Here is a 23,488-nt window from a genome sequence, read left to right as displayed (position 1 = left end):
TGGAGCGAGCAATGACGACTTTTCTTTTCTTTTCCTTGGCCAAGCACCAGACGATTTACTTCCGTCGTCTGCTCGAAGAGACCGATCTGCGCGGCAAAGTAGTGGGGCCGATGCAATGGCCGTTGCCGAGACCTTGGCAATGGTCTCGAGTGGCCGGCCGAATCGACTGGCCGGCAGTGATTGCTGAAAAGTGCCAGGAGCGCCTGGTCAAGCGGAAGTACGCTGGACGCCTCTATCGACTGCTGGTACGTCTGGAGCTGGGCGTGATGGCCTTGCGCGCGGTGGCCCTGCTGGACCGGGAAAAGCCGGGTGCGGTGGTGATGTGGAACGGCTCCCACCGCTACTGCCAAGTGTTGCGCGCCATACTGCCGGCTGGCACCCGGACCTTTTTCTTCGAGAACGGCCTGCTGCCTAACACCACTACCCTCGATCCGCGCGGGGTGAATTATTTCAATTCGGTTCCGCGGAATGCCGAGTTTTTCCTGAACTACCGCTCGTCCAGCGGCCAGCCGGGCGATAGGCAGGCCGTGCAGCTGGTGCCGCGCAAGCCGAGGCAGACGGGGCTGCCGGAAATCGAGCTGCCCGAACGCTTCATCTTCATTCCGTTCCAGGACGATCGCGATACCCAGGTCCGCCTGTTCTCCCCCTGGATCAAGAGCATGCGCGAGTTGTTCGCGGTCGGTGAGCGATTGGCACAGGCCTCCGGCATTCCCGTGGTGTTCAAGGAGCATCCGTCGAGTCGCGAAACCTATCCCGACCTGCATGAGCGGGCGGGCAAGAGCGTGCTGTTCGCCAATGGCAACAGCACCCAGGCGCTGATCGAGGCCAGCCAGTATGTGGTGACGCTCAACTCTACGGTCGGCCTGGAGAGTCTTTTGCTCGGCAAGCCGGTCATGACCTTGGGGCAGGCCTTTTTCAACATCGAAGGCTTGGTGGCGCACGCTGACTCCTTGGAAGAGGTACTGCAACTGGCGAAAGACTTCCCGAACTGGTCGCTGGACGAACGGGTGCGCCAGCATTTCTTCCTGTACATGGCGGAGGAGTACTGCATTCCCGGCAGTTGGCGCGATGCAGACCAGACGCACCTGCGCAAAGTTGCGCAGCGCATGCTTGCGTCGTCATGAGTGGACGCCTTTGACCTGTCAGCGGCGCTGGGAGATCTGGACGTCGGCAGGGCTGGTCCTGCTGCTCTGTGCACCCTGGATTCTCTCCAGCAACAAGCTCTATCACCAGGCAATCGGCGTTCTGCTGTGGCTGCCGGCCCTGCTGTCGGTGCTATCCCGCAGAGCGCTGCCGGTGGGCATGAAAGGCCCCGAGATGGTGATCTTTCTGTTGTTCTCGGCCTGGACGCTGCTGGTAATCGCGGTGAGCGGTGGAGACTTCGGCAATGCCAAATTGCCGTTCTACGTGGGGCTGACACTGCTCGCCATCGCCTCCGTCGCACAGGCCGGACGGGCACGCCTGCTGTCGCTGCTGTTCTGGAGCAGTGTGGCCGGCGGCTGGGGCGCGGCATTGTCCTGGATGGTGTTCTACGGTGTTCAGGGGCATCCCTGGTCGGATCGTTTGGTCGCCCTGGGCATATGGGATACGCCGATCATGGCAGCCCACGCGGCCGGAGCGTTGGCTTTGCTGGGGTTGTGTTTGGCGCCTGCGCGATCGAGTGGGCCGGTAGTGGCATCGATGCTGATCGCAGCGGTCGGCTATCTGCTGTTTCTGGGATTCGGCCAGACCCGTGGCGTCTGGGTGGCTCTGGCGGCCAGCCTGCTGGTAACGGCCGCGTTGAGTCGGAACCGTCTGATCCTGGCGGGGCTGGCCGTGATGGTGCTCGGCATGGCCGGTGTCTGGCTCGTCTGGCCGGACGTGCTGCTGGAGCGCAGCCTGTCCTATCGCCCCACCTTATGGTCCGGTGGCGTTCGTCTGATGAAGGAGCACTGGTTGTTCGGGATGGGCTTCAATGAATTCCACATTCCGGTTGAGGAATTGCGACGGACCTTCAAGCATCCGCACAATTTGTTCCTCAATGTCGCCATGCGTTTGGGAGTGGGCGGGCTGCTGCTCTGGTTGGCGCTGTGGGCGGCGATAGGCTGGCGGGCGCTGCAGCATTACCGGGATGAGCTGGGCCGGGCACTGATTGCGCTCTGGGTCTTCTCCGGAGTGGCGTTGTTGACCGATGGATTCGGCCCCTGGTTGAAGCCTAGTGCGGATTGGCTGTTGACTTGGCTGCCGCTGGGGCTGAGCCTGGCTCTCGCGGGTGGCTTTGCAGAGGATTCTGCGAAACCCGGCTAGCGAGGCCGGGGTAACACAGGTTTCATATGAGACTGACAAGGAGGTTGGAATGCCAAGTCATGCAGACGCAGGACGAGAACGGGAACCCCGCTCGTTCGACGATGTACGCTGGAAATCCTTTGCTGAATGCCGGAATAGCCGCACCGGGGCGGTGTTCATCATCGCTTCGGGCCCATCCGCTCGGGATTTTCCCCTGTCGCATTACGCGAACTATCCGATGTTCGCGATGAATGGGTCGATCCATCTGTTCGCCGAAGCCGGGCTGTCCCCGTTGTTTTATCTGTGTGATGACAGTAGTTTCGTGCGCAATCGTCTGCCGCTCTTGCTGGAGGGGATGCGTCGGAGCCATGAAGTTGCTTTCTCCGAACGAGTCGTTGCGGAACTGGCAAGGCTTTCGGGCGACAGCCTGGGACCCCGGTCGATTCATCGCCTGGCGCGGGCTGGTCGTTTGAACAGGGCAGGCCGCGAATTATCCGACCGCGAGTTCTCCCGGCGTGCCCGCCGCGATCCCGATTTCGAATGTCGGTTTTCCTGGTTTCGGCAGAAACCCAACCGCATCGGTTTCAGCCGCAATCTGGACAAGGGCTATTTCAACAGCCGTACCATTCCCTACGCGGGCATCCAGCTCGCTTACCATCTGGGCTTCAGTCGGGTCTTCCTGGTGGGCGTAGACCTGGATTCAAAGAAAGGGCGGTCCTACGAGAAGAATGAACAGGCCGTACCCAGTCGCCTGGATGGAGACTATGAGGATTACATCCTACCCAGCTTCCAACTGTTGGCCGAGAGGGTGATCAATCCTGATTTCCAGGTCTTCAACCTGTCGCTGGACAGTCGTCTGCCGTCCAGCGTAGTGCCGAAGATCAGCCTCGATCAGTTGGATGCGATGTTGAGCTTTCCTCATAGCAGCGCATAAGTCGCTCCCAGGGAAAATCCTGCACCTTGCGACGTTGCAAATAGCTCTGCAGATGCTGGAAATTCCGGCGGATCAGCAGTCGGCCGAGTGGGCGGCCCTTGAAGCGGATATCGAGGAAGTCGATCAGGCCGAAATCGTTTTCGGGCGTGCGAAGGATGTTGCCCAAGTGCAGGGAACGGAAGTAGATGCCGCTCCGGTGCAGCTTGCGGATGTAGGTCGCCAGTTCGGGCAGCAGCTTGTCGAAATCCTCACGCGACCGATGAAACAGCTTGTCCAGCGGAGTTCCTTCCAGTGGTCGGTAGAGGCAGGCGCTGATCCGCTGGCTGGGATCGATCCAGTAACAGGCGTTGATGTCGGGGGTGCGGATACCGAGTTTGCGCAGGTGCTGGGCATGTTTTTCGAAGCGTTGCGCATCCGGGCGCAAGCGGCCCATGAGGGTGCGGCGGCTGCGGAAAATCTTCAGCAGGTCGCCGTCGGCGAGCTTGATGACCTTGGGGCCTCGACTGTCCTTTTCCAGTACCTCTCCCTGATCGAGCCATCCTTGCAATTCGTTCGCTGTTACAATCCGCATCTTGTCTCTCTAGCCAGTCGTACGAGGCTTGCCGAATGGCCGAATCTGCCCAGCAATCCAGTCTCAAACTCTATCTGCGTTTGCTGAAATACGTTCTCCCTTACTGGGGAGCCTTTGCGATCAGTATCCTGGGTTTCCTGCTGTTCGCGTCCAGCCAGCCAATGCTGGCTGACATGCTGAAATACTTCCTGGACGGCCTGCAGTCACCCGACAACGCCATGTTGCTCGGCGTGCCGCTGGTGTACGGCGTGCCGCTGCTGATTGTACTCATTGCACTCTACCAAGGCATAGGTTCGTACCTGGGCAACTATTTCCTGGCCAAGGTCGCACGCGGCGTGGTGCATGACCTGCGTTGCGCACTGTTCGACAACCTGCTGACCCTGCCCAACCGCTATTTCGACAACCACAACTCGGGTCACCTGATTTCCCGTATCACCTACAACGTGACCATGGTGACCGGCGCCGCCACCGATGCGATCAAGGTGGTGATCCGCGAGGGCCTGACCGTGGTGTTCCTGTTCGGCTACCTGCTGTTCAGCAACTGGCGGCTGACTCTTGTCCTGCTGGCGATCCTGCCGATCATCGCCCTGCTGGTGACCAGCGCCAGCAAGAAATTCCGCAAACAGAGCAAGAAGATCCAGGTAGCCATGGGCGACGTCACCCACGTGGCGTCGGAAACCATCCAGGGCTACCGGGTGGTGCGCAGCTTTGGCGGCGAGGAGTACGAGCAGAAGCGCTTCCAAAAGGCCAGCGCCGACAATATGAACAAGAGCCTGGGTATGACCCGCACCCAGTCGATCTATACGCCGCTGCTGCAACTGGTCATCTACATCGGCATGGCGTTGCTGATGTACCTGGTGCTCTATCTTCGCGGCGACGCCTCGCCCGGCGAACTGATCGCCTATATCACTGCGGCCGGTCTCTTGCCTAAGCCGATTCGCCAGCTCTCCGAAGTCAGCGCGACCATCCAGAAGGGTTTGGCCGGCGCCGAGAGCATCTTCGAACAGCTCGATCAGGAGCCGGAAGTGGATCGCGGCAGCATGGAGCGCGAGCGGGTCAGCGGACGTCTCGAAGTGCGCGATTTGAGCTTCCAATACCCGAACACCGACAAGCAGGTGCTGAACAACATCAGCTTCACGGCCGAGCCGGGGCAGATGGTGGCTCTGGTCGGCCGCTCCGGCAGCGGCAAGTCGACCCTGGCGAGCCTGATCCCGCGCTTCTACCATCATGAATCCGGGCAAATTCTGCTCGATGGTGTGGATGTCGAGGATTATCGGCTGCGTAACCTGCGCCGGCACGTCGCGCTGGTCACTCAGCAGGTCACGTTGTTCAACGACAGTGTCACCAACAACATCGCCTATGGCGACCTGGCCGGCGCGCCGATGGAGGACGTCCGCGAAGCCGCCGAGGCCGCTTACGCCGCCGAGTTCATCGAGCGCATGCCGGACGGCTACGAAACGCTGGTCGGTGAGAACGGCGTGCTGCTCTCCGGCGGTCAGAGGCAGCGCCTGGCGATTGCCCGCGCGCTGCTGAAGAACGCGCCGGTGCTGATTCTCGACGAGGCCACGTCGGCGCTCGACACCGAGTCCGAGCGGCATATCCAGGGTGCGTTGGATCGCGTCATGAAAGGGCGCACGACCCTGGTCATCGCCCACCGCCTGAGCACCATCGAGAAGGCCGATCTGATTCTGGTCATGGACCAGGGACAGATCGTCGAGCGCGGCACCCATGCCGAATTGCTGGCGCTCAATGGCTACTACGCCCGTCTGCACGCCAAGCAGTTCGAGGATATGGATACCACCACCGAGGTGGCGCGGGAGGGCTGACGCCGCCTGCGCCGGCCCCGAAACCGCCTGTGCTATGATCCGCGGCGTTTTTCGCCGCCCGGAGTACCCATGAAGCTGTCCATGCCCCGTTTCGACCAAGCCCCCGTCCTGGTGGTGGGCGATGTCATGCTCGACCGTTACTGGCATGGCGGTACCTCGCGGATTTCTCCGGAGGCTCCGGTACCGGTGGTCAAGGTCGAGCAGATCGAAGATCGTCCGGGCGGCGCGGCCAACGTCGCGTTGAACATCGCCGCGCTGGGTGCGCCGGCCGTGCTGGTCGGGGTCACCGGTGAGGACGAGGCGGCCGAAAGCCTGAGCAACAGCCTGACCGCCGCCGGAGTCAAGGCGCGCTTCCAACGCATCGACGACCAGCCGACCATCGTCAAGCTGCGGGTCATGAGCCGCCACCAGCAACTGCTGCGCCTGGACTTCGAGAAAGCCTTCGACACCGACGCCGCCGCCCTGGCCGCCGAAGTGGACGGGCTGCTCGCCGGGGTCAAGGTGCTGGTGCTGTCCGACTACGGCAAAGGTGCGCTGAAGAACCATCAGGTACTGATCGAGGCAGCTCGTCGTCACGGCATTCCGGTGCTGGCCGATCCCAAGGGCAAGGATTTCTCCATTTATCGTGGCGCCAGCCTGATTACCCCCAATCTCAACGAGTTCGAGACCATCGTCGGCCGTTGTGCCGACGAGGCCGAGTTGGTGGCCAAAGGCGCGGCGCTGATGCGCGAACTGGAACTCGGCGCGCTGCTGGTCACCCGTGGCGAACACGGCATGACCCTGCTGCGTCCCGGCCATCCGGCGCTGCACCTGCCGGCCCGTGCCCGCGAAGTGTTCGACGTCACCGGCGCAGGCGACACGGTGATCTCCACCCTGGCCGCCGCCATCGCTGCCGGTGAAGAGCTGCCCCAGGCCGTGGCCCTGGCCAACCTGGCGGCCGGCATCGTCGTCGGCAAGCTGGGGACTGCTGCTATCAGTGCCCCGGAACTGCGCCGGGCGGTGCAGCGCGAGCAGGGCTCCGAGCGTGGCGTGCTGAGCCTCGAACAACTGCTCACCACCATCGAAGATGCTCGCGCCCACGGCGAGAAGATCGTCTTCACCAACGGCTGCTTCGACATCCTCCATGCCGGACACGTGACTTACCTGGAGCAGGCCCGCGCCCAGGGTGACCGGCTGATCGTCGCGGTCAACGACGATGGTTCGGTCAGCCGCCTGAAGGGCCCTGGCCGGCCGATCAACTCCGTCGACCGGCGCATGGCTGTACTGGCCGGCCTCGGGGCGGTGGACTGGGTGGTGAGCTTCAGCGAAGACACCCCCGAGCGCCTGCTCGCCGAGGTCAAGCCGGACGTGCTGGTCAAGGGCGGCGACTACGGCATCGACCAAGTAGTGGGAGCCGAGATCGTCAAGGCTTACGGCGGTACGGTGAAGGTGCTCGGCTTGGTGGAGAACAGCTCGACTACGGCCATTGTCGAGAAGATTCGCCAGAAGTAAGAGCCTGTATCGGGACCTCGACTGGCCCGGTTGCCAGACGCAAGTGGCGGAGCGGTCATAGGCGCTCCTTGGCCACGGACGCATCATCTGGGCATCTGCCTCCTGCGGGGAACGAGATGCCCATGACCGACGTACAAGGCCACGCCCTGGCCATGCTCAACCGTGTGGCCCAGGCCGACTGGCCGGACCGCCTCAAACTGCGTAAACCCTTCGAGAAACTCATCTACAGCGGCAGCCGCGCCAGCTTCCGTATGGCCGCCGAACGAACGGCCAAGCAAGGCAAGGTTCCGCGAAAGCCCGACCCGGATGCATTGTTCGATCTGTCGCTGTCCGACGAACAGCGGATGCTGGTGGACATGCTCGACGGTTTTGCCGCCGAGGTGCTGCGTCCCGCAGCCCATGATGCCGACGAGACGGCGTCGATCCCTGCCGAATTGCTCAATCAGGTGCAGGAGCTGGGGCTGACCTACTATGGGGTCGGCGAAGTTCATGGCGGCATGGCCGGTGAGCGCACCACCGTAACCAACGCCTTGATCGCCGAGTGCCTGGGCAAAGGCGACCTGTCCCTCGGCGCGGCGCTGCTGGTGCCGCTATCCGCGGCCAACTGCATTCGCCGTTGGGGCAATGCGGAGCAGCAGGAACGCTGGCTGCCGGCCTTCGTCGGCGAGGAAACAGCGCCGCTGATGGCCCTGGCGGTGAGTGAGCCAACGCTGATGTTCGATCCGCAGCAACTGGCTACCAAGGCCCGCCGTAAGGGCGGCAGCTATCTGCTGTCCGGCGAAAAGTGCTTGGTGTTGCGCGGTCTGGAGGCCAGCCACCTGATCGTTGCCGCCGAAGCCGAGCAGGGGCCCGCCTTGTTCATTGTCGATGCTGGCGCCAAAGGCATAGAGCGGTGCGCCGACCCAGCCATGGGGCTGAAGGCCGGGGGGCTGGCGCGCATTCGCCTGAAAGGCGTGAAGGTGCCGGCGGAGAGCCGCCTGGCGGCCGAGCATTTCGATTACCGCCGCTTCGTCGACTACTGTGCGTTGGCCTGGTGTGCGCTGGCCGTGGGTACCGGCCAGGCGGCGCTGGATTACGTGACCACCTACTGTAACGAGCGGATGGCCTTCGGTGAGCCGATCAGCCATCGGCAGGGTGTGGCGTTCATGGTGGCGGACATCGCCATTGAACTGGATGCCATGCGCCTGATGGTCTGGCGCGCCTGCGCGCGGGCCGAGCAGGGGCTGGATTTCCAGCGCGAAACCTATCTGGCGCGCCTGCTCTGCACCGAGAAGGCGATGAAGATCGGCACTGACGCGGTGCAACTGCTCGGCGGCCATGGCTTCACCAAGGAGCACCCGGTCGAGCGTTGGTACCGCGATCTCCGAGCCCTGGCTGTGATGGCCGGTGGTGTGCACCTTTAAGGCAGGCTTCTATGAATCTGGAAACCCCGAAGAAATTCCGTGGCCTGGTGACCCAGGCACATCAGGTGGCGGCCAATTATTTCCGGCCGATCTCGCGCAAATACGACAAGGCCGAGCACGCCTATCCGAAGGAGCTGGATCTGCTGGCGGCGTTGCTAGACGGCATGAACGCCGGTTCGCCGGAAGCGGTCGGTGCCACCTCGGCGAGCAAGCGCAAGAGCACGGCCCAGGAGGAGGGCGTGCGCAACGGTGGCAACCTGTCCGCCTGTCTGGGGGTGATGGAGCTGTGCTGGGGCGATGTCGGCCTGCTCCTGGCCATGCCGCGTCAGGGCCTGGGTAATGCGGCCATCGCTGCGGTGGCCAACGAGGAGCAGTTGCAGCGCTTCGGCTCCACCTGGGCGGCCATGGCGATCACCGAACCGGGTTGCGGCTCCGACTCGGCGGCGATCCGCGCCACGGCGGTAAAGGATGGCGATCATTACGTGCTCAACGGCGAGAAAATCTTCGTCACCTCCGGCGAGCGAGCCGATGCCGTGGTGGTCTGGGCGTCCCTGGACCGCAGCCTGGGACGGGCGGCGATCAAGTCCTTCGTGGTGGAGAAGGGCACGCCGGGGATGACTGTCACCCGGTTGGAGAAAAAACTCGGGATCAAGGCCTCGGACACTGCCTCCATCAGCTTCAACGATTGCCGCGTGCCGGCTGCCAATCTGCTAGGCAACCCGGAAATCGACGTGCAGAAGGGCTTCGCCGGGGTCATGGAGACCTTCGATAACACCCGCCCGTTGGTGGCTGGCATGGCGGTGGGCGTAGCCAAGGCGGCGCTGGACCGTACCCGCGAACTGCTGAAGAAACCCTGCCGTTTCGATTATGCCCGCCCGTTGTTGTCAGTCAGCCATGCCGAGGCAACCCTGTATCGCCTGGAAGCTGAGTGGGAGGCGGCGCGGCTGCTTACCCTCAAAGCGGCCTGGATGGCGGACAACAAGTTACCCAACTCCAAGGAGGCCTCTATCGCCAAGGCTAAGGCCGGACGGGTGGCCAATGAAGTCACTCTCAAGTGCGTGGAGCTGGCCGGCGCCCTGGGTTATGGCGAAGACGAATTGCTGGAGAAGTGGGCCCGCGACTCGAAGATCCTCGACATCTTCGAAGGCACCCAGCAAATCCAGTTGCTGATCGTCGCTCGCCGGCAGTTGGGCAAGAGTTCCAGTGAGTTGAAGTGAGTAAGGCACGTGGCGTGAGGAAGCGGTCCCACGCCATGCCCTGTAGAGGCGAATTTATTTCGCCCATGTGAGAGGCCCCGACGGGCGAATGACTTCGCCTCTGCACTTACCGTCTGCCAGCCGCTGCTTTTTTTGTCGGGGCCAGGTTCTGCTGGACCAGCCAGTCCTTCCAGCGGATGCGTTCGTCGCGTACCAGCCAGCCATCCTGCGGGGCGAAGCTTTCTGCCAGCCACAGGCCGCGGGTCGCTGCCGGTGCCAGCATGCCGCGCTTGAGGGTGAGCAATTCGCCGGTGGGGCGGCCCTGGTCGAGGGGAATCAGGTACAGGTCTGGTCGGCTGCGTTCGAGGCGGGCGATGAGCCGGCCGTCTTCCAAGCGCTCGTCGACATGGAAGAGGCTAAGCTGACGCGCCTCCTTCGGCAGCTCCAGGCGCAGGTCGTAGACCAGCTGCAGCGAAGCGGTGGGCTGATGCACGTAGGCGCGCGGGCGCTCCATCAGCGTCAGGTTGCCGCAGCGTATCGGGCGCGCCGCACCGGACAGGGGGCTGAGGCGGAAGTGCGTGGCCTCGCGATAGCGCAGGGCGCCCTGGTAGGGCGTTGGCAGCCAGGTGTCGCCGAAGCGGCCGGCCAGCCAGCCTTCCGGGGTTTCCAGCAGGCATTCCTCGGCGACCTCCTGGATGGCGGTCAGCAATGGCAGGTTGAGTTCGTGGGCCGGGACGTAGCCGGAGATCAGCTTGAGCACCACGTCGCCCCGGTCGAGGCGGCGTTGGCGCACCAGCAGCCAATACTCGCGACCCTGCCAGGACAGCGTCAGGCGCACCGAGACACCGAGGTTGGCCAGTTCCACCGCGAAACGGTCAGGATCGTTCACTTCGATCGGCCGACGCTTTTCCAGCATCTGGGCGAAGTTCAGCGGTCGGCCGAGGCTCTGGTAGCTGAGCCCGTCCGGGCTGGCCTCGACGAAAAGCGGCAGGGTCTTAAAGGCACTGGGGTCCTTGCGGGCAAGGGTACGCGACATGTCGTCTCCTTCTTGCTGGCGTCAGGGGGCCGCGGAAGCGGCGCATGGCCTGTTCGAGTATGCCGCGCTCAGGCGGCGGCTTGATGACAGTTTCAGTGGCCGCCACGAATCACGGCGGCGGCCGTCGCGACATTATGGGACAGATGCAGCGGGTTGATGGTGCCGATGATCGCGCTGGCCACCCCAGGATGGCCGAACAGCAGCTCGAAACTGGCGCGCACCGGGTCCACGCCGGCACCCAGGCAGGCGTGGCCGCTGGCCAGGGCCTTCTTGATCAGGATGCCCTTGCCGTGCTCGGCGGCGTAGTCCAGTACCGGCCGCTCGCCCTGCTCGTTGAGGTTGTAGGTGACCATGGCGCAGTCGCCGCGCTCCAAGGCCAGTAGGCCGCCTTCCACCGTCTTGCCGGAGAGGCCGAAGGCGCGGAGCTTGCCCTCGCGCTTCAGCTCGGCGAGGGTCTCGTAGACGCCGCTGTCGCGCAGGATGGCGACGTCGTTGCCGTCGGAGTGCACCAGTACCAGATCGATAATGTCCGTTTCCAGGCGCTTCAGGCTGCGTTCCAGGGAGAGGCGGGTGTGCGCCGGGGAGAAGTCGAAGCGCGACTGGCCGCCCTCGAACTCCTCGCCCACCTTGCTGACGATCACCCAGGCATCGCGCTGGCCGCGCAGCAGCGGGCCGAGCCGTTCTTCGCTGCGGCCGTAGGCAGGTGCCGTATCGATCAGGTTGATGCCGAGTTCGCGGGCCAGATCCAGTAGCTGGCGCGCTTCCCGGTCGTCGGGAATGGTGAAGCCGCTGGGGTATTTCACGCCCTGGTCGCGCCCGAGCTTGACCGTGCCGAGGCCGAGCGGGGAGACCACGAGGCCGGTGTCGCCGAGGGGACGATCGAGGCCGTGCAGGGTCTTCATGGCAGCAGCTCCTCCCATACCGGCTGGCCGACGGGCGGCTTGGGCAGGACGGGCCGCTCGCCGTGTTCGCCGGGTTGGATGCCGTCGCGGTCGAGGTTGGCCAGCACGCGATCGGCGAAGTCCGGGGCCAGCGCCAGCTTGGTCGGCCAACCGATGAGCAGGCGGTTCTGTTCGGCGAGGAAGGCGTTGTCCGGGCGGACCAGCCCGGACTGGGCCGGCTCGGCACGGTCCACCCGCAGGCAGGCGAAACGGGCCTGGGACAGGTCTATCCAGGGCAGCAATTCGCTCAACTCCTTGCGGGCAGCGGCGATTTGCGCGGCCTCGTCTCGGGCGACGCCATCGGCTTCGGCGAGATCGCCGCCGAGGTACCAGACCCACTGGCCGTCGGCAGCCGGATGGGTGGTCACGGTGACCCGTGGCTTGGGCCCGCCGCCGAGGCAGTGGGCATAGAGCGGTTTCAGCGTCGGTGCCTTGACCAGCACCATGTGCAGCGGACGGCGCTGCATGGCCGGTTCGGACAGGCCGAGCGCGCTGAGTAGGGTGGCATTGCCGGCGCCGGCACTGAGCACGATGCGTTGGGCACGGATTTCACGACCGTCGACGACAAGGCCGGCCAGCTCGCCGTTGTCGCGCAGCGGGGCGATCTCGTCGGCGGCGAGCAGGCTGTCTCCGGCCAACTCGGCCAGGCGGGCGATCAGGCTGGGCACGTCGAGCACCAGTTCGGTGAGACGGTAGACCTTGCCCTTGAAGCGGGGATGCTGCAGGGCCGGCGGCAGGGCGTCGCCCTTCACCTGGTCGACCCGCGAACGCACGGCCTTGCTGGCGAAGAAGCTGGTCAGGTTGCCGGCCAGGGTGCCGGGCGACCAGAGGTAGTGGGCATCGGAAAGCAGGCGTACGCCGCGCAGGTCCAGCTCGCCCATGCCGGCCAGCGCTTCGCGCCAACGGCGCGGCATGTCGGCGATGGCCTCGGAGGCGCCGGTCAGGGCTCCGTGCAGGGCGTATTTGGTGCCACCGTGGATGATGCCCTGGGATTTCAGACTCTGTCCGCCGCCGAGGCTGGCGTTCTCCACCAGCACGGTGGAGAAACCCTGGCGGCGCAGGCGCGCGTTGAGCCAGAGACCGGCGATACCGCCGCCGACGATGAGCACGTCGGTGGAAAGGTGTTGGGACATGGGGCTGCCTTGGTCGAAAAAATTGCCGCCAGTATAACTGCAAGCCATCGACGACAAGCGACAAGCCCCGGCGCAAGCTCCTCGCTCAGCTCTTCGCTTCAGCCTGAGGCTTGTCGCTGCTTTAGCAGATAGTTTTTCAACAGCTTATTAGTGTGCAACGGACCGGGAGAAGAGCTGGATCACCACCACCCCACACACGATCAGCGCCATGCCGAGCATGGCCGGCAGGTCGAGCTTCTGCTGGTAGAGGAATACGGCGGCGATGCTCACCAGCACGATCCCGAGCCCGGCCCAGATGGCATAGGCGATGCCGATCGGAATGCTCTTCACCACCAGTGTCAGCATCCAGAACGACAGCCCGTAGCCCAGTACCACCAGGGCCAGCGGAATCGGCTTAGCTACACCTTCCACGGCTTTCAGCGAGGTGGTGGCGATCACTTCGGCGGCGATGGCAATGCCCAGATACAGATAGCCCGGCATGGTGGCGACTCCTGAAACGAGAAGTTTTGACGGTCGCCATTCTAGAAGCTTGAATGATGGGCTCAAGCTAACAGCTATCTGATTTGGAGATAGGTTGTGCAGTGGAATCTGGATCAGCTCAGCGCTTTTGTCGCCGTATGCGAATACGGCTCCTTCTCCGCGGCGGCCCGCGATTTGCGTCGTGCGCAATCGGCGGTGAGCCAGGCGGTGGCCTTGCTGGAAGAGGACCTCGGCCTACGGCTGTTCGAGCGCAGCGGCGGTCGAATGCCGCGGCTCACCGAGGCGGGCAAGGCCTTGCACGAGGAGGCGCGTGCGGTGTTGCAGCAGTGCCAGCGCCTGCAAGGGCGTGCCAATGGGCTGCAGCGGGGTGAGGAAGCCCGCCTGCGCCTGGCCCAGGACGAAGCCATGCCTTATCAGCCGGTGCTCGCCAGTCTGGAGGCACTGGCCCATGCCTTTCCGCTGTTGGAAGTGCAACTGGCCAGCGGTGCCCAGGGCGACGTGGCGCGCAAGCTGGTGGAGCGGCGCGCCGACCTCGGCCTGCTGTTCCACCACGAGCAGATGCCGGAAGCCCTGGAGCGGCAGCGCCTGGGCACCATCGAAATGGTGACTGTCTGCGGGGCCGGTCATCCGCTGGCGCGAGTGCTCTATGCCGACCGCCGAACCCTTGCACAGCACCGGCAACTGTTGATGACACCGCAGGACAGCCACTATTCCGGTGGCGAACAGATTAGCCCGTTGGTCTGGCGTGCCGACAGTTTCTACGCCATGGCCGAGCTGGTGATGCGCGATTTGGGTTGGGCCTGGTTGCCGCGTCACGTCGCCTCGTATCCCACCTACCAAGGCCACTTGCTGGAATTGCGCAGCGACTGGACGCCACCGCCGCTGGTGGTGGAACTGGTCTGTCGTCGCGACGAGGCGCTGGGGCCGGCGGCGCGCTGGCTGGGCGATGCGCTGGCGAGACATTTGGGGAGTGAGGCGTGAGGGGTGAGGAGGGGGAGCAAGTGCACCTCCCCCTCACTTCCTGCCCCTTACCCTTCATCCCTTGAAGCGCTAAGCTCCGCCGCCATGAATCGTCTCCTCTATACCTTGCTGTTTCACCTCGGTTTGCCCCTGATTGCCCTTCGCCTGGCTTGGCGGGCCTGGCGTGCGCCGGCCTATGCGCGGCGTATCGGCGAGCGGTTTGGCTTTGGATTGCCGGCGGTGTCGGCCGGCGGCATCTGGGTGCATGCGGTATCAGTGGGGGAGAGCATCGCCGCCGCGCCGATGATCCGTGCCTTGCAGGCGCGCCACCCGGGGGTGCCGATCACCGTCACCTGCATGACCCCGACCGGCTCGGAGCGCATTCGCGCGCTGTTCGGCGACAGCGTCCGGCATTGCTACTTGCCCTATGACCTGCCCTGGGCAGCCGCGCGCTTCCTGGATCGGGTGCAGCCGCGCCTGGCGGTGATCATGGAAACCGAACTGTGGCCTAACCACATCCATGCCTGCGCCCGGCGCGACATCCCGGTGGCCCTGGCGAACGCGCGGCTGTCCGAACGTTCCGCCCGTGGCTATGCACGCTTCGCCAAGCTGACCGCGCCGATGCTGGCGGAGATGAGCTGGCTGGCCGTGCAGACCGAGGCCGAAGCGGAGCGCTTCCGTCGCTTGGGTGCGCGTGCGGAGACGGTCAGCGTGACCGGCTCGATCAAATTCGATCTGACCATCGATCCCGCACTGCTGGAGCGCGCCGCGCTCTTGCGCGAGCAATGGGGTCTGAACGGCAGGCCGGCGTGGATCGCAGCGAGCACCCATGCCGGCGAGGACGAGGTCGTCCTGGCGGCCCATCGGCAAGTCTTGCAGCGTCATCCGGAGGCATTGCTGATCCTGGTGCCGCGTCATCCGGAGCGTTTCAACGGTGTGTTCGAACTGTGTCGCCGCGAAGGTTTCGCCACCGAGCGGCGCTCGACCGGCGTAGCGGTCACGGGGCAGACTCAGGTACTGGTCGGCGACACCATGGGCGAGCTGCTGTTTCTCTATGCGCTGGCCGATCAGGCTTTCGTCGGCGGCAGTCTGGTGCCGAATGGCGGGCATAACCTGCTGGAGCCGGCCGCCCTGGGCAAGCCGGTGTTGAGCGGTCCGCACCTGTTCAACTTCCTCGACATCGCCGCGCAGCTCCGGGACGCCGGGGCGCTGTGCGAAACGGACGACGCCCCGGCACTGGCCGAAACGCTGCTGCAGCTCTGGGACGAGCCCGCGTGTGCCGAACGGATGCGCGCGGCCGGCCTGGCGGTTCTGCAAAACAACCAGGGCGCCTTGCAGCGGCTGCTGGATGGCCTGGACCGGCTATTCGCCAATCCCCGCTGAACACCTCGCGCTTTGCCCCACGCCTGCTACCTTTGATGCGTCGCCCGTAATCGTTGCGGGTGGCCATGCAGTCGCGGGGCCGTCAGGGAGGAGCCGCAGTGCCTACCGTCAAGATCCTCATGTGGAATACCCAGCACCTCAACCACCAGAACGAACGCAAGCCGATGAGCGAGGCGTACGAGGAAAAGCTGGATGCGTTGTTGACCACGCTGGCAACCCTTAAGCCCGAGATCGTCGCGCTCTTCGAAGTGGGCACTACCGGCAATCCCAATCTGCGATTGGTTGAGGACCTCAAGGGCGCCTACGAAATGAAAGTGTCGCTGAGCCTGGAGGGCGGCTTGCGCAAGGGTACGACGTTGGGGTCGATGGTGTTCGTCCGCAACGACATCGCGGCTGACTACGTCGAACCGTTCGAATTGCCGCTGGGCGAGAAGGCCATACGCGCCACCCTGCTGCTGAGCGATAAGAGCGGCAACGTCTTCGCCTTCTGTCACGCGAATGCTTCGAAGGCCGCGTTGGAGCAGGTCCAGGACGATATCAAGTTGCTGGGCGGCTTCCGGGGCGAGGGCATCAAGCGATTGGTATTCTTCGGCGGCGATCTGAACACCCATGCCAGCGATGCGCCGGAGAGCATCACCTTGCCGGGGCATGACAAGATGTATCGCTGCGAGCCCGGCAATGCAGGTTTCACCCATATCTCCATCCGCAGCTCCGTGGCGCTGGCCAAGCAGTTGTATCAGCAGGAGAAGAAGAATTCGCTGGGGCCGATGCAACTGAGCGAGAGCCAGTACGTGAACGCCACGATGGGCACGGATGTCGAGGCCGGCGACATCGCGGTTCCGTCACTGCTGGACTACGCCTATATCCACGAAAGCTGTCAGTGGAAATCGATCTGCCACGCGTCGATATCGGTCAGGACCTGGAGCGACAAGACAAAGAGCTTCGATTCCGTCGGCCAAATCAACTCGAACAAGGTCTATGCCACGGTGCAGCGGGTCTATCTGGGGAAGGCGTTGCGAAGCGACCACTTCCCGGTGGCGTATCTGGTCGGGTACCCGTAAGGGCCAAGGCGGCGGGGACGCAGGGAGGGTAGATTAGGGCCGGCATGAATACGCCTTGCGCGTATCCATGCCGGGGCCGATCAATAGTCCTGGTTGTTACGCAGGCTGGCCTCGGCGGCCTTAGCCAGGTCTGGTGGCAGGAAGTCCTTGTCCGGGTCGTAGTCCGACTTGAGGAAACGGGCCAGGTCTTCCAGGTCGGCCGGGCTCAGGGTGCCGGCGGCCTGCTTCAGGCGCAGGTTGTTGAGGATGTAGTCGTAGCGCGCGTTGTTGTAGTCGCGTACCGAACTGTACAACTGGCGTTGGGCATCCAGCACATCGACGATGTTGCGGGTGCCGACCTGATAGCCGATCTCGGTGGCTTCCAGTGCACTCTGGCTGGAGATGATGGTTTGCCGGCGCGCCTGCACCTGCTCGACGTCGGTGTTCACCGCGCGATGCAGGTCGCGGGTGTTCTGCACCACTTGGCGGCGCAGGCTTTCGCGCTGCTGCTCGACCTGGGTCAGGCGCTGATAGGACTCGCGCACTTGGGAGCTGGTCAGGCCACCGCTGTAGATCGGGATGTTGAGCTGCAGGCCGATGCTGCGCTGCTCGACGTCGCCGCTGATGCGGGTGCTGCTGCCCAGGCTGTTGGTGAAGCCCATGGCGTCGTTGTCACCTTTCTGGTAGCTGGCCACCGCGTCGAGGGTCGGCGCATGGCCGGCCTTGCGCTGGCGCAGGGTCTCTTCGGCCGCGTCGACCGCATAGTTGCTGGCCAGCAGGTTGAGGTTCTGCTTGGCGGCGGTGTCCACCCAGGCGGTGGCGTCGTTAGGGGTCGGCGCCAGTACCGGCAGGGTGTGCTCGATGCCTTCGAGCGAGCCGTGGTCGCGGTTGGTCAGGGTGACCAGCGCCTGGAAGGCATCCTCCACCTGGCGTTGGGCGATCAGGCGGTTGGCGCGGGCGCTGTCGTAGCCGGCCTGGGCCTCGAGCACGTCGGTCTTATCCGAGAGACCGACGTCGAAGCGTTCGTTGGCTTGGTCGAGCTGGCGTTTGAACGCGGCTTCCTCGGCCTTGGTGGCGGCCAGATTGTCCTGGGCGCGGAGTACGGCGAAATAGGCTTCCGCACTTTGCAGGATCAGGTTCTGCTGGGTCGCGGAGAATTCCAGGGCGGCCTGCTCGCTGGTGGCTTCGGCGGCCTGCAACTGGAACCAGCGGTCGGCGCGGAAGATCGGCTGGGTCAGGTTGGCCTGGTACACGGTTCCGCTGCGCGAGAACGAGGCCGACGGCGAATCCAGCTCGGTGCGGGTGTCGTTCATCGAGGCGCCCGCGGACAGGTTCGGCAACAGTCCGGCGCGTGCCTGCGGTACGACTTCGCGGCTGGCCTCGTAGTTGGCGCGGGCAGCGGCGAGGTCGGCGTTGTTGGCGACCGCTTCCTGGTAGACAGTGACCAGGTCGGTCTTGGCTGACAAAGGGGCTTCTTCTGCCCAGGCCGGTCCGGCAGAGGCGGCGGCTATGGCGATAGCCAGGGAGAGTCTGCGCAGCATGATCAATCCTAGATTCCGGAGAGTCGAGCAAGGCTACGGGCGCCACCCAAGCGGGTCAAGGTGTGCCGGCCAGCCCATGAGTGTAGTTTGCAACAAGCTATGTTGCCTGGCGGGAACAATGTGGCGACAGTCGGTCATTCGGTCGTTTTCCGACGAAACGGTCAAGGCTTTTTGACCCTCGGGTTGGTTTTCTCTTCCCGGCTTGATTAGACTGCGCAGGTTCTTGTCGGGGTGCCTTGAATCGAAGGCTGAGATCGGACAGTTCCGGATCCCGTTGAACCTGATCAGGTTAAGGCCTGCGTAGGGAACAAGATGTCCTCGCTCCGCGAGTCCCTCTGCACCGTGTCCCGGTGCCCTCCGCCTCGACCGCCCGCCCCAGGTTCGCTCCGACATCCAACCCAGGAGCCCGCCGATGAGTGCACAACAACAAAAGAATCTGAGCGAAAGCGCCCAGGTCGACCAACAGTCCGTCCAACCCTTCCCGCGGTCGCAGAAAATCTACGTCCAGGGCTCGCGCCCGGATATCCGCGTGCCGATGCGCGAGATCAGCCTGGACGTCACTCCCACCGACTTCGGTGGCGAGATCAACGCGCCGGTCACCGTTTACGACACCTCCGGCCCCTATACCGACCCCAATGTGCAGATCGACGTGCGCAAGGGCTTGGCCGATGTGCGCAGTGCCTGGATCGAGGATCGCGGCGACACCGAGAAGCTGCCGGGGCTTTCCTCGGAATTCGGCCAGCGTCGCCTGAACGACGCCGAGCTGACCGCCATGCGTTTCGCCCACGTACGCAACCCGCGCAGGGCCAAGGCCGGGCACAACGTCAGCCAGATGCACTATGCCAAGAAGGGCATCATCACTCCCGAGATGGAATTCGTCGCCATCCGTGAAAATATGAAACTGGCCGAGGCGCGCGAAGCCGGCCTGCTCAACGAGCAGCACGCCGGCCATAGCTTCGGCGCCGCCATCCCCAAAGAAATCACCCCCGAGTTCGTGCGCAGCGAAGTCGCCCGCGGCCGCGCCATCATTCCGGCCAATATCAACCATGTGGAGCTGGAGCCGATGATCATCGGCCGCAACTTCCTGGTGAAGATCAACGGCAATATCGGCAATAGCGCCCTGGGCTCCTCGATCGAGGAAGAAGTCGCCAAGCTGACCTGGGGCATCCGCTGGGGTTCGGACACCGTGATGGACCTGTCCACCGGCAAGCACATCCATGAAACCCGCGAGTGGATCATCCGCAACTCGCCGGTACCGATCGGCACCGTGCCGATCTACCAGGCTCTGGAGAAGGTTGGCGGCATCGCCGAGGACCTGACCTGGGAGCTGTTCCGCGACACCCTTATCGAGCAGGCCGAGCAGGGCGTGGACTACTTCACCATCCACGCCGGCGTACTGCTGCGTTATGTGCCGCTGACCGCCAAGCGGGTCACCGGCATCGTCTCGCGCGGAGGCTCGATCATGGCCAAGTGGTGCCTGGCGCATCACAAGGAGAATTTCCTCTACACCCATTTCGAGGAAATCTGCGAAATCATGAAGGCCTACGACGTCAGCTTCTCGCTGGGCGATGGCCTGCGTCCCGGCTCCATCGCCGACGCCAACGACGCCGCCCAGTTCGGCGAGCTGGAAACCCTGGGCGAACTGACCAAGATCGCCTGGAAGCATGACGTGCAGACCATGATCGAAGGCCCCGGCCATGTGCCGATGCAACTGATCAAGGAAAACATGGACAAGCAGCTCGAGTGCTGCGACGAGGCGCCGTTCTACACCCTGGGCCCGCTGACCACCGACATCGCCCCCGGCTACGACCACATTACCTCGGGCATCGGCGCGGCGATGATCGGTTGGTTCGGCTGCGCCATGCTCTGTTACGTTACGCCCAAGGAGCACCTCGGCCTGCCGAACAAGGACGACGTGAAGACCGGCATCATCACCTACAAGATCGCCGCCCACGCCGCCGATCTTGCAAAAGGCCATCCAGGCGCGCAGATTCGCGATAACGCGCTGTCCAAGGCGCGCTTCGAGTTCCGCTGGGAAGACCAGTTCAACCTGGGGCTGGACCCGGACACCGCGCGCGCCTTCCACGACGAGACGCTGCCGAAGGATTCGGCCAAGGTGGCGCATTTCTGCTCCATGTGCGGTCCCAAGTTCTGTTCGATGAAGATCACCCAGGAAGTGCGCGACTATGCTAAAGAACAGCGTATCGACACGGTCGATCTGAATGTCGAGGAGGGGCTCAGGAGCAAGGCCGAGGAATTCAAGGCGCAGGGGGCGCAGCTCTATCACAAGGTGTGAGGGAGTGGTTGACTGACCGGGACGGGCCCACGCAGGCTGTGTGAACAGCGGCGCCGATTTTGCCGATCGGCCCGCGCCGGAGTGGCGAACAGTCGAAGCGATGCGGGAGCGGAAGCGCTCCCGGATGCGCGGGCTGTGCCAATACGGTGTTCACGTGGCCATACGGGGCCCGTTCTTTGTATGAGGTAGGGGGAATCGAATGGCGGAGCGGGTGGAACATCCGGATGTCGAGATCATCCAGCGCGAGTCCTGTTTCCAGGGCTTCTACAGGCTCGATCGCCTGCATTTGCGCCATCGCCAGTTCGCCGGGGGCATGGGGCCGGTACTCAGTCGCGAGCTGTTCGTGCGGCACGATGCGGTCTGTGTGCTGCCCTACGATCCGCAGCGCGATTGCGTCGTGCTGATCGAGCAATTCCGGGTCGGCGCCATGCAGAAATGCAGCAACCCCTGGTTGCTCGAACTGGTCGCCGGCTTGATCGACAAGGCCGAGGAGCCGGAAGAGGTGGCTCACCGCGAAGCGGCCGAAGAGGCGGGGCTGACGCTCAGCTCGCTGTGGCCGATCACCACCTACTTCCCATCGCCGGGTGGCAGCGATGAACGCGTGTTCCTGTACCTCGGTCGCTGCGACAGCGAGGGGGCCGGCGGTATCCACGGGCTGCCGGAGGAGGGCGAGGACATCAAGGTCCATGTCTGGCCGCTGGAAGACGCCTTGCAGGCGGTGAAGGATGGGCGGATCAGCAATGCCGCCAGCATCATCGCCTTGCAGTGGCTGGCGCTGAACCGCGCCGAAGTGCGAGGGCTGTGGTCGTGAATCTGTTGCGCGAGCGCTACCGGGTCGATCTGGTCGAGCTCCAGGCCGCCTGCGAAGCCAACTATGCCCGGCTGATGCGCCTGCTGCCGGAAATGCGCGACGGGCCGGGATCGCGGCGCGTGGCGCTGAGTCAGGGCGAGTATCTGCTCGGCGTGCTGGCGCTGGACGTAGTGGAAACCTGCCCTTACACCACCACGCTGCAGGTTCGCCAGGAACACAGCCTGCCCTGGCTGCCGGTGCCGCGGATGGAGGTGCGGGTCTATCACGATGCGCGCATGGCCGAAGTGATCAGTGCGGAAAATGCGCGGCGCTTCCGCAGCATCTACGCCTACCCCAACGCCGCCATGCACCAGCCGGACGAGAAGTCGCAGCTCAACCTGTTCCTGGGCGAGTGGCTCAGCCATTGCCTCGCCTGTGGCCACGAGCTGGTTCCCGTGCTCTGAGCGAATTGTTGCGGGCCGCACACTCTAGGTGTGCGTTGCATCGTGACCGGCGAGTATCCGTTCCTGAGCCAGCGAAAGTTCCGCGATACCCTACAGTAATCGGGAGCCGCGCCGATTCACTGCTAACTGTGATCTGCTTCTATTTCTCGGGTATACCCTTTTCGACGAGAACCACCATAATTCCTGCTAATTCCGCTCAAGGAGATGGCCTTGCCGAGCGTGCCCAATTTCGCTGCTGATTCGTCGGTACTGCTGGTGCAGCTATCCGACAGTCATTTATTCGCCACGGCCGATGGCAAGCTTCTGGGCATGGATACCCAGGACAGCCTCCAGCGGGTGATAGAACGTGTTCTCAGCGAACAGCCGCAGATCGACCTGGTGCTGGCCAGCGGGGATCTGTCGCAGGATGGCTCGCTGGAGTCCTACGAGCATTTTCGCGAGCTGACGGCGCAAATTCCTGCTCCGGCTCGCTGGTTTCCCGGCAACCACGACGAGCTGCCGAGCATGCGCGAGGCCTGTGCCGGCAGCGAGCTGCTGGAGCCGGTCGTCGATCTCGGCGCTTGGCGCATCATTCTTCTCGACTCCTCTATTCCCGGTGCGGTGCCTGGGCATCTGAGCGATGAACAACTGGCGCTGCTCGACCAGGCCCTGAGCGAGGCGCCCGAACGCCATCACCTGGTGTGCTTCCATCATCATCCGGTGCCGGTCGGTTGCCGCTGGCTGGACCCGATCGGTGTGTGCAATCCGGATGCGCTGTTCGCCGTGCTCGACCGTTACCCGCAGGTGCGGGCGGTGCTCTGGGGGCACGTCCACCAAGAATACGATCAGGTGCGCAAGGACGTGCGGCTGCTGGCATCGCCGTCCACCTGCGTGCAGTTCGCCCCCGGTAGCGACGAGTTCCGGGTCGATAAGGAACCGCCGGGATACCGCTGGTTGCGGCTATTCGGCGACGGGCGGCTGGAGACCGGTGTTTCCCGTGTCACCGGCATCGATTTCGAGATCGACTACAGCATCAAGGGGTACTGACGCGGGGCTGTCGCTGGAGGCGGGCGGTCGAAAGCTGGTACCGTTCCGGTTTCAGTCCAGGTTCGAGTTCCAAACCCGCACATGTCCGACGTCACGCCTTCGATTCTCTATCTCCACGGCCTCAACAGCTCGCCGGCCTCGCTCAAGGCCAGCCAGTTGCTGCGCGCCATGCAGAGCCTCGGTCTGGCCGAGCACCTGCGGGTGCCGGCACTGCCGCACCATCCTCGCCAGGCCACCGCGCTGCTCGAGACGCTGATCGGCGAGCTGGGCCGACCGGTGCTGGTCGGCAGTTCCCTGGGCGGCTACTATGCCACCCACCTGGCCGAACGCCATGGCTTGAAGGCGTTGCTGATCAACCCGGCGGTGAACCCGCACCGCTTGTTCGACGGCCATCTCGGGCCGCAGACGAACTACTACAGCGGAGAGACCTGGGAGCTGACGAAGGATCACGTGGATGCCCTCGCCGAGCTGGAAGTGGCGCCGCCGAACGATCCGGCGCGCTACCAGGTGTGGCTGCAGACGGCCGACGAAACGCTGGATTACCGTCAGGCGGAAGCCTTCTACAGGGGATGCGCCTTGCGTATCCAGGCCGGCGGCGACCATGGCTTCCAGGGATTCGCCGAGCGCCTGCCGGCACTCCTGGCGTTCGCCGGCTTCGCTCCCCAGCTCTGGAACGATTTCGACTTTTCCACTCTGAACTGAACGAGACCCC

General features: G+C 64.0%; 21 protein-coding genes and 1 riboswitch. Of the genes, 15 read left to right on the top strand and 6 right to left on the bottom strand.

The window, feature by feature from the left end; translation table 11 throughout:
* Window positions 1-11: 11 nt before the first annotated feature.
* From BZL41_RS14880 to BZL41_RS14870, 3 genes are read left to right on the top strand one after another with little or no spacing between them, the layout of a single operon-like run.
* On the top strand, window positions 12-1,124 hold the full coding sequence (locus tag BZL41_RS14880; RefSeq protein ID WP_095600012.1) for a capsular biosynthesis protein: 1,113 nt from the start codon (window positions 12-14) through the stop codon (window positions 1,122-1,124).
* A gap of 10 nt (window positions 1,125-1,134) precedes the next feature.
* On the top strand, window positions 1,135-2,286 hold the full coding sequence (locus BZL41_RS14875) for an O-antigen ligase (protein WP_168191006.1): 1,152 nt from the start codon (window positions 1,135-1,137) through the stop codon (window positions 2,284-2,286).
* Window positions 2,287-2,335: 49 nt separating this feature from the next.
* Window positions 2,336-3,199 carry a lipopolysaccharide core biosynthesis protein gene (locus BZL41_RS14870; RefSeq protein ID WP_143518096.1) on the top strand — a complete coding sequence of 288 codons (864 nt, stop codon included), beginning with the start codon at window positions 2,336-2,338 and terminating at the stop codon, window positions 3,197-3,199.
* Here BZL41_RS14870 and BZL41_RS14865 read toward each other — a convergent pair.
* A complete protein-coding gene (locus BZL41_RS14865; protein WP_095600009.1) occupies window positions 3,147-3,770 on the bottom strand; it encodes a lipopolysaccharide kinase InaA family protein in 624 nt (207 codons plus the stop codon). The two genes, BZL41_RS14870 and BZL41_RS14865, sit on opposite strands and share 53 nt — an antisense overlap.
* A 35-nt stretch (window positions 3,771-3,805) precedes the next feature.
* Between BZL41_RS14865 and msbA the strand changes: the two genes are divergently transcribed.
* From msbA to BZL41_RS14845, 4 genes are all read left to right on the top strand, one after another.
* The gene (msbA, locus tag BZL41_RS14860) at window positions 3,806-5,596 is read left to right on the top strand and encodes a lipid A export permease/ATP-binding protein MsbA (RefSeq protein ID WP_095600008.1); all 1,791 of its coding nucleotides are present in this window, start codon (window positions 3,806-3,808) and stop codon (window positions 5,594-5,596) included.
* 69 nt (window positions 5,597-5,665) lie between these two features.
* A complete protein-coding gene (gene hldE / locus BZL41_RS14855) occupies window positions 5,666-7,087 on the top strand; it encodes a bifunctional D-glycero-beta-D-manno-heptose-7-phosphate kinase/D-glycero-beta-D-manno-heptose 1-phosphate adenylyltransferase HldE (protein WP_095600007.1) in 1,422 nt (473 codons plus the stop codon).
* Window positions 7,088-7,203: 116 nt separating this feature from the next.
* Window positions 7,204-8,490, top strand: a complete 1,287-nt coding sequence (locus tag BZL41_RS14850) for an acyl-CoA dehydrogenase family protein (protein WP_095600006.1) — start codon at window positions 7,204-7,206, stop codon at window positions 8,488-8,490.
* Window positions 8,491-8,501: 11 nt separating this feature from the next.
* Window positions 8,502-9,707 carry an acyl-CoA dehydrogenase family protein gene (locus BZL41_RS14845; RefSeq protein WP_095600005.1) on the top strand — a complete coding sequence of 402 codons (1,206 nt, stop codon included), beginning with the start codon at window positions 8,502-8,504 and terminating at the stop codon, window positions 9,705-9,707.
* Window positions 9,708-9,813: 106 nt separating this feature from the next.
* Here BZL41_RS14845 and BZL41_RS14840 read toward each other — a convergent pair whose 3' ends face one another.
* From BZL41_RS14840 to BZL41_RS14825, 4 genes are all read right to left on the bottom strand, one after another.
* Complete coding sequence (locus BZL41_RS14840) at window positions 9,814-10,722, bottom strand: metal ABC transporter ATPase (RefSeq protein ID WP_095600004.1); 909 nt, start codon at window positions 10,720-10,722, stop codon at window positions 9,814-9,816.
* A gap of 92 nt (window positions 10,723-10,814) precedes the next feature.
* Window positions 10,815-11,624 carry an aldo/keto reductase gene (locus BZL41_RS14835; protein WP_095600003.1) on the bottom strand — a complete coding sequence of 270 codons (810 nt, stop codon included), beginning with the start codon at window positions 11,622-11,624 and terminating at the stop codon, window positions 10,815-10,817.
* On the bottom strand, window positions 11,621-12,796 hold the full coding sequence (locus BZL41_RS14830; RefSeq protein WP_095600039.1) for an FAD-binding oxidoreductase: 1,176 nt from the start codon (window positions 12,794-12,796) through the stop codon (window positions 11,621-11,623). Before BZL41_RS14830 ends, BZL41_RS14835 begins: the two co-directional genes overlap by 4 nt.
* 147 nt (window positions 12,797-12,943) lie before the next feature.
* On the bottom strand, window positions 12,944-13,276 hold the full coding sequence (locus BZL41_RS14825; RefSeq protein WP_095600002.1) for a multidrug efflux SMR transporter: 333 nt from the start codon (window positions 13,274-13,276) through the stop codon (window positions 12,944-12,946).
* 96 nt (window positions 13,277-13,372) lie between these two features.
* Between BZL41_RS14825 and BZL41_RS14820 the strand changes: the two genes are divergently transcribed.
* The 3 genes from BZL41_RS14820 to BZL41_RS14810 all read left to right on the top strand — a co-directional run bounded on the left by BZL41_RS14820 (window position 13,373) and on the right by BZL41_RS14810 (window position 16,680).
* Entirely contained in the window at window positions 13,373-14,257 is an 885-nt protein-coding gene (locus tag BZL41_RS14820; RefSeq protein ID WP_095600001.1) for a LysR family transcriptional regulator, read from the top strand.
* Window positions 14,258-14,341: 84 nt separating this feature from the next.
* Window positions 14,342-15,619, top strand: a complete 1,278-nt coding sequence (gene waaA / locus BZL41_RS14815) for a lipid IV(A) 3-deoxy-D-manno-octulosonic acid transferase (protein ID WP_095600000.1) — start codon at window positions 14,342-14,344, stop codon at window positions 15,617-15,619.
* A 98-nt stretch (window positions 15,620-15,717) separates the two neighbouring features.
* Complete coding sequence (locus BZL41_RS14810) at window positions 15,718-16,680, top strand: endonuclease/exonuclease/phosphatase family protein (RefSeq protein ID WP_095599999.1); 963 nt, start codon at window positions 15,718-15,720, stop codon at window positions 16,678-16,680.
* An 80-nt stretch (window positions 16,681-16,760) separates the two neighbouring features.
* Here the strand turns inward: BZL41_RS14810 and BZL41_RS14805 are convergent, their stop codons facing one another.
* A complete protein-coding gene (locus BZL41_RS14805; protein WP_095600038.1) occupies window positions 16,761-18,200 on the bottom strand; it encodes a TolC family outer membrane protein in 1,440 nt (479 codons plus the stop codon).
* A gap of 217 nt (window positions 18,201-18,417) precedes the next feature.
* Window positions 18,418-18,524: riboswitch (TPP riboswitch) on the top strand.
* 88 nt (window positions 18,525-18,612) lie between these two features.
* On the opposite strand from BZL41_RS14805, the gene thiC reads away from it, so the two are divergent.
* The 5 genes from thiC to BZL41_RS14780 all read left to right on the top strand — a co-directional run bounded on the left by thiC (window position 18,613) and on the right by BZL41_RS14780 (window position 23,478).
* Complete coding sequence (gene thiC, locus BZL41_RS14800; RefSeq protein ID WP_095599998.1) at window positions 18,613-20,496, top strand: phosphomethylpyrimidine synthase ThiC; 1,884 nt, start codon at window positions 18,613-18,615, stop codon at window positions 20,494-20,496.
* Window positions 20,497-20,695: 199 nt separating this feature from the next.
* The gene (locus BZL41_RS14795; RefSeq protein ID WP_095599997.1) at window positions 20,696-21,307 is read left to right on the top strand and encodes an NUDIX domain-containing protein; all 612 of its coding nucleotides are present in this window, start codon (window positions 20,696-20,698) and stop codon (window positions 21,305-21,307) included.
* Window positions 21,298-21,750, top strand: coding sequence for a DUF1249 domain-containing protein (locus BZL41_RS14790; protein ID WP_084332832.1), 453 nt, complete (start codon window positions 21,298-21,300; stop codon window positions 21,748-21,750). The genes BZL41_RS14795 and BZL41_RS14790 overlap by 10 nt, the downstream gene beginning before the upstream one ends.
* A 204-nt stretch (window positions 21,751-21,954) precedes the next feature.
* Window positions 21,955-22,776: a 3',5'-cyclic-AMP phosphodiesterase gene (gene cpdA / locus BZL41_RS14785; RefSeq protein WP_174706174.1), complete on the top strand. Its 822-nt coding sequence runs from the start codon at window positions 21,955-21,957 to the stop codon at window positions 22,774-22,776.
* An 81-nt stretch (window positions 22,777-22,857) separates the two neighbouring features.
* On the top strand, window positions 22,858-23,478 hold the full coding sequence (locus BZL41_RS14780) for a YqiA/YcfP family alpha/beta fold hydrolase (RefSeq protein ID WP_095599996.1): 621 nt from the start codon (window positions 22,858-22,860) through the stop codon (window positions 23,476-23,478).
* The last annotated feature ends 10 nt before the right edge of the window (window positions 23,479-23,488 follow it).

It is taken from the genome of Pseudomonas sp. PIC25 (assembly GCF_002286785.1).
GTDB lineage: Bacteria > Pseudomonadota > Gammaproteobacteria > Pseudomonadales > Pseudomonadaceae > Pseudomonas_M.
The sequence above is the reverse complement of the archived record's forward strand: the minus strand, read 5'-3'. Positions and strand labels throughout refer to the sequence as shown.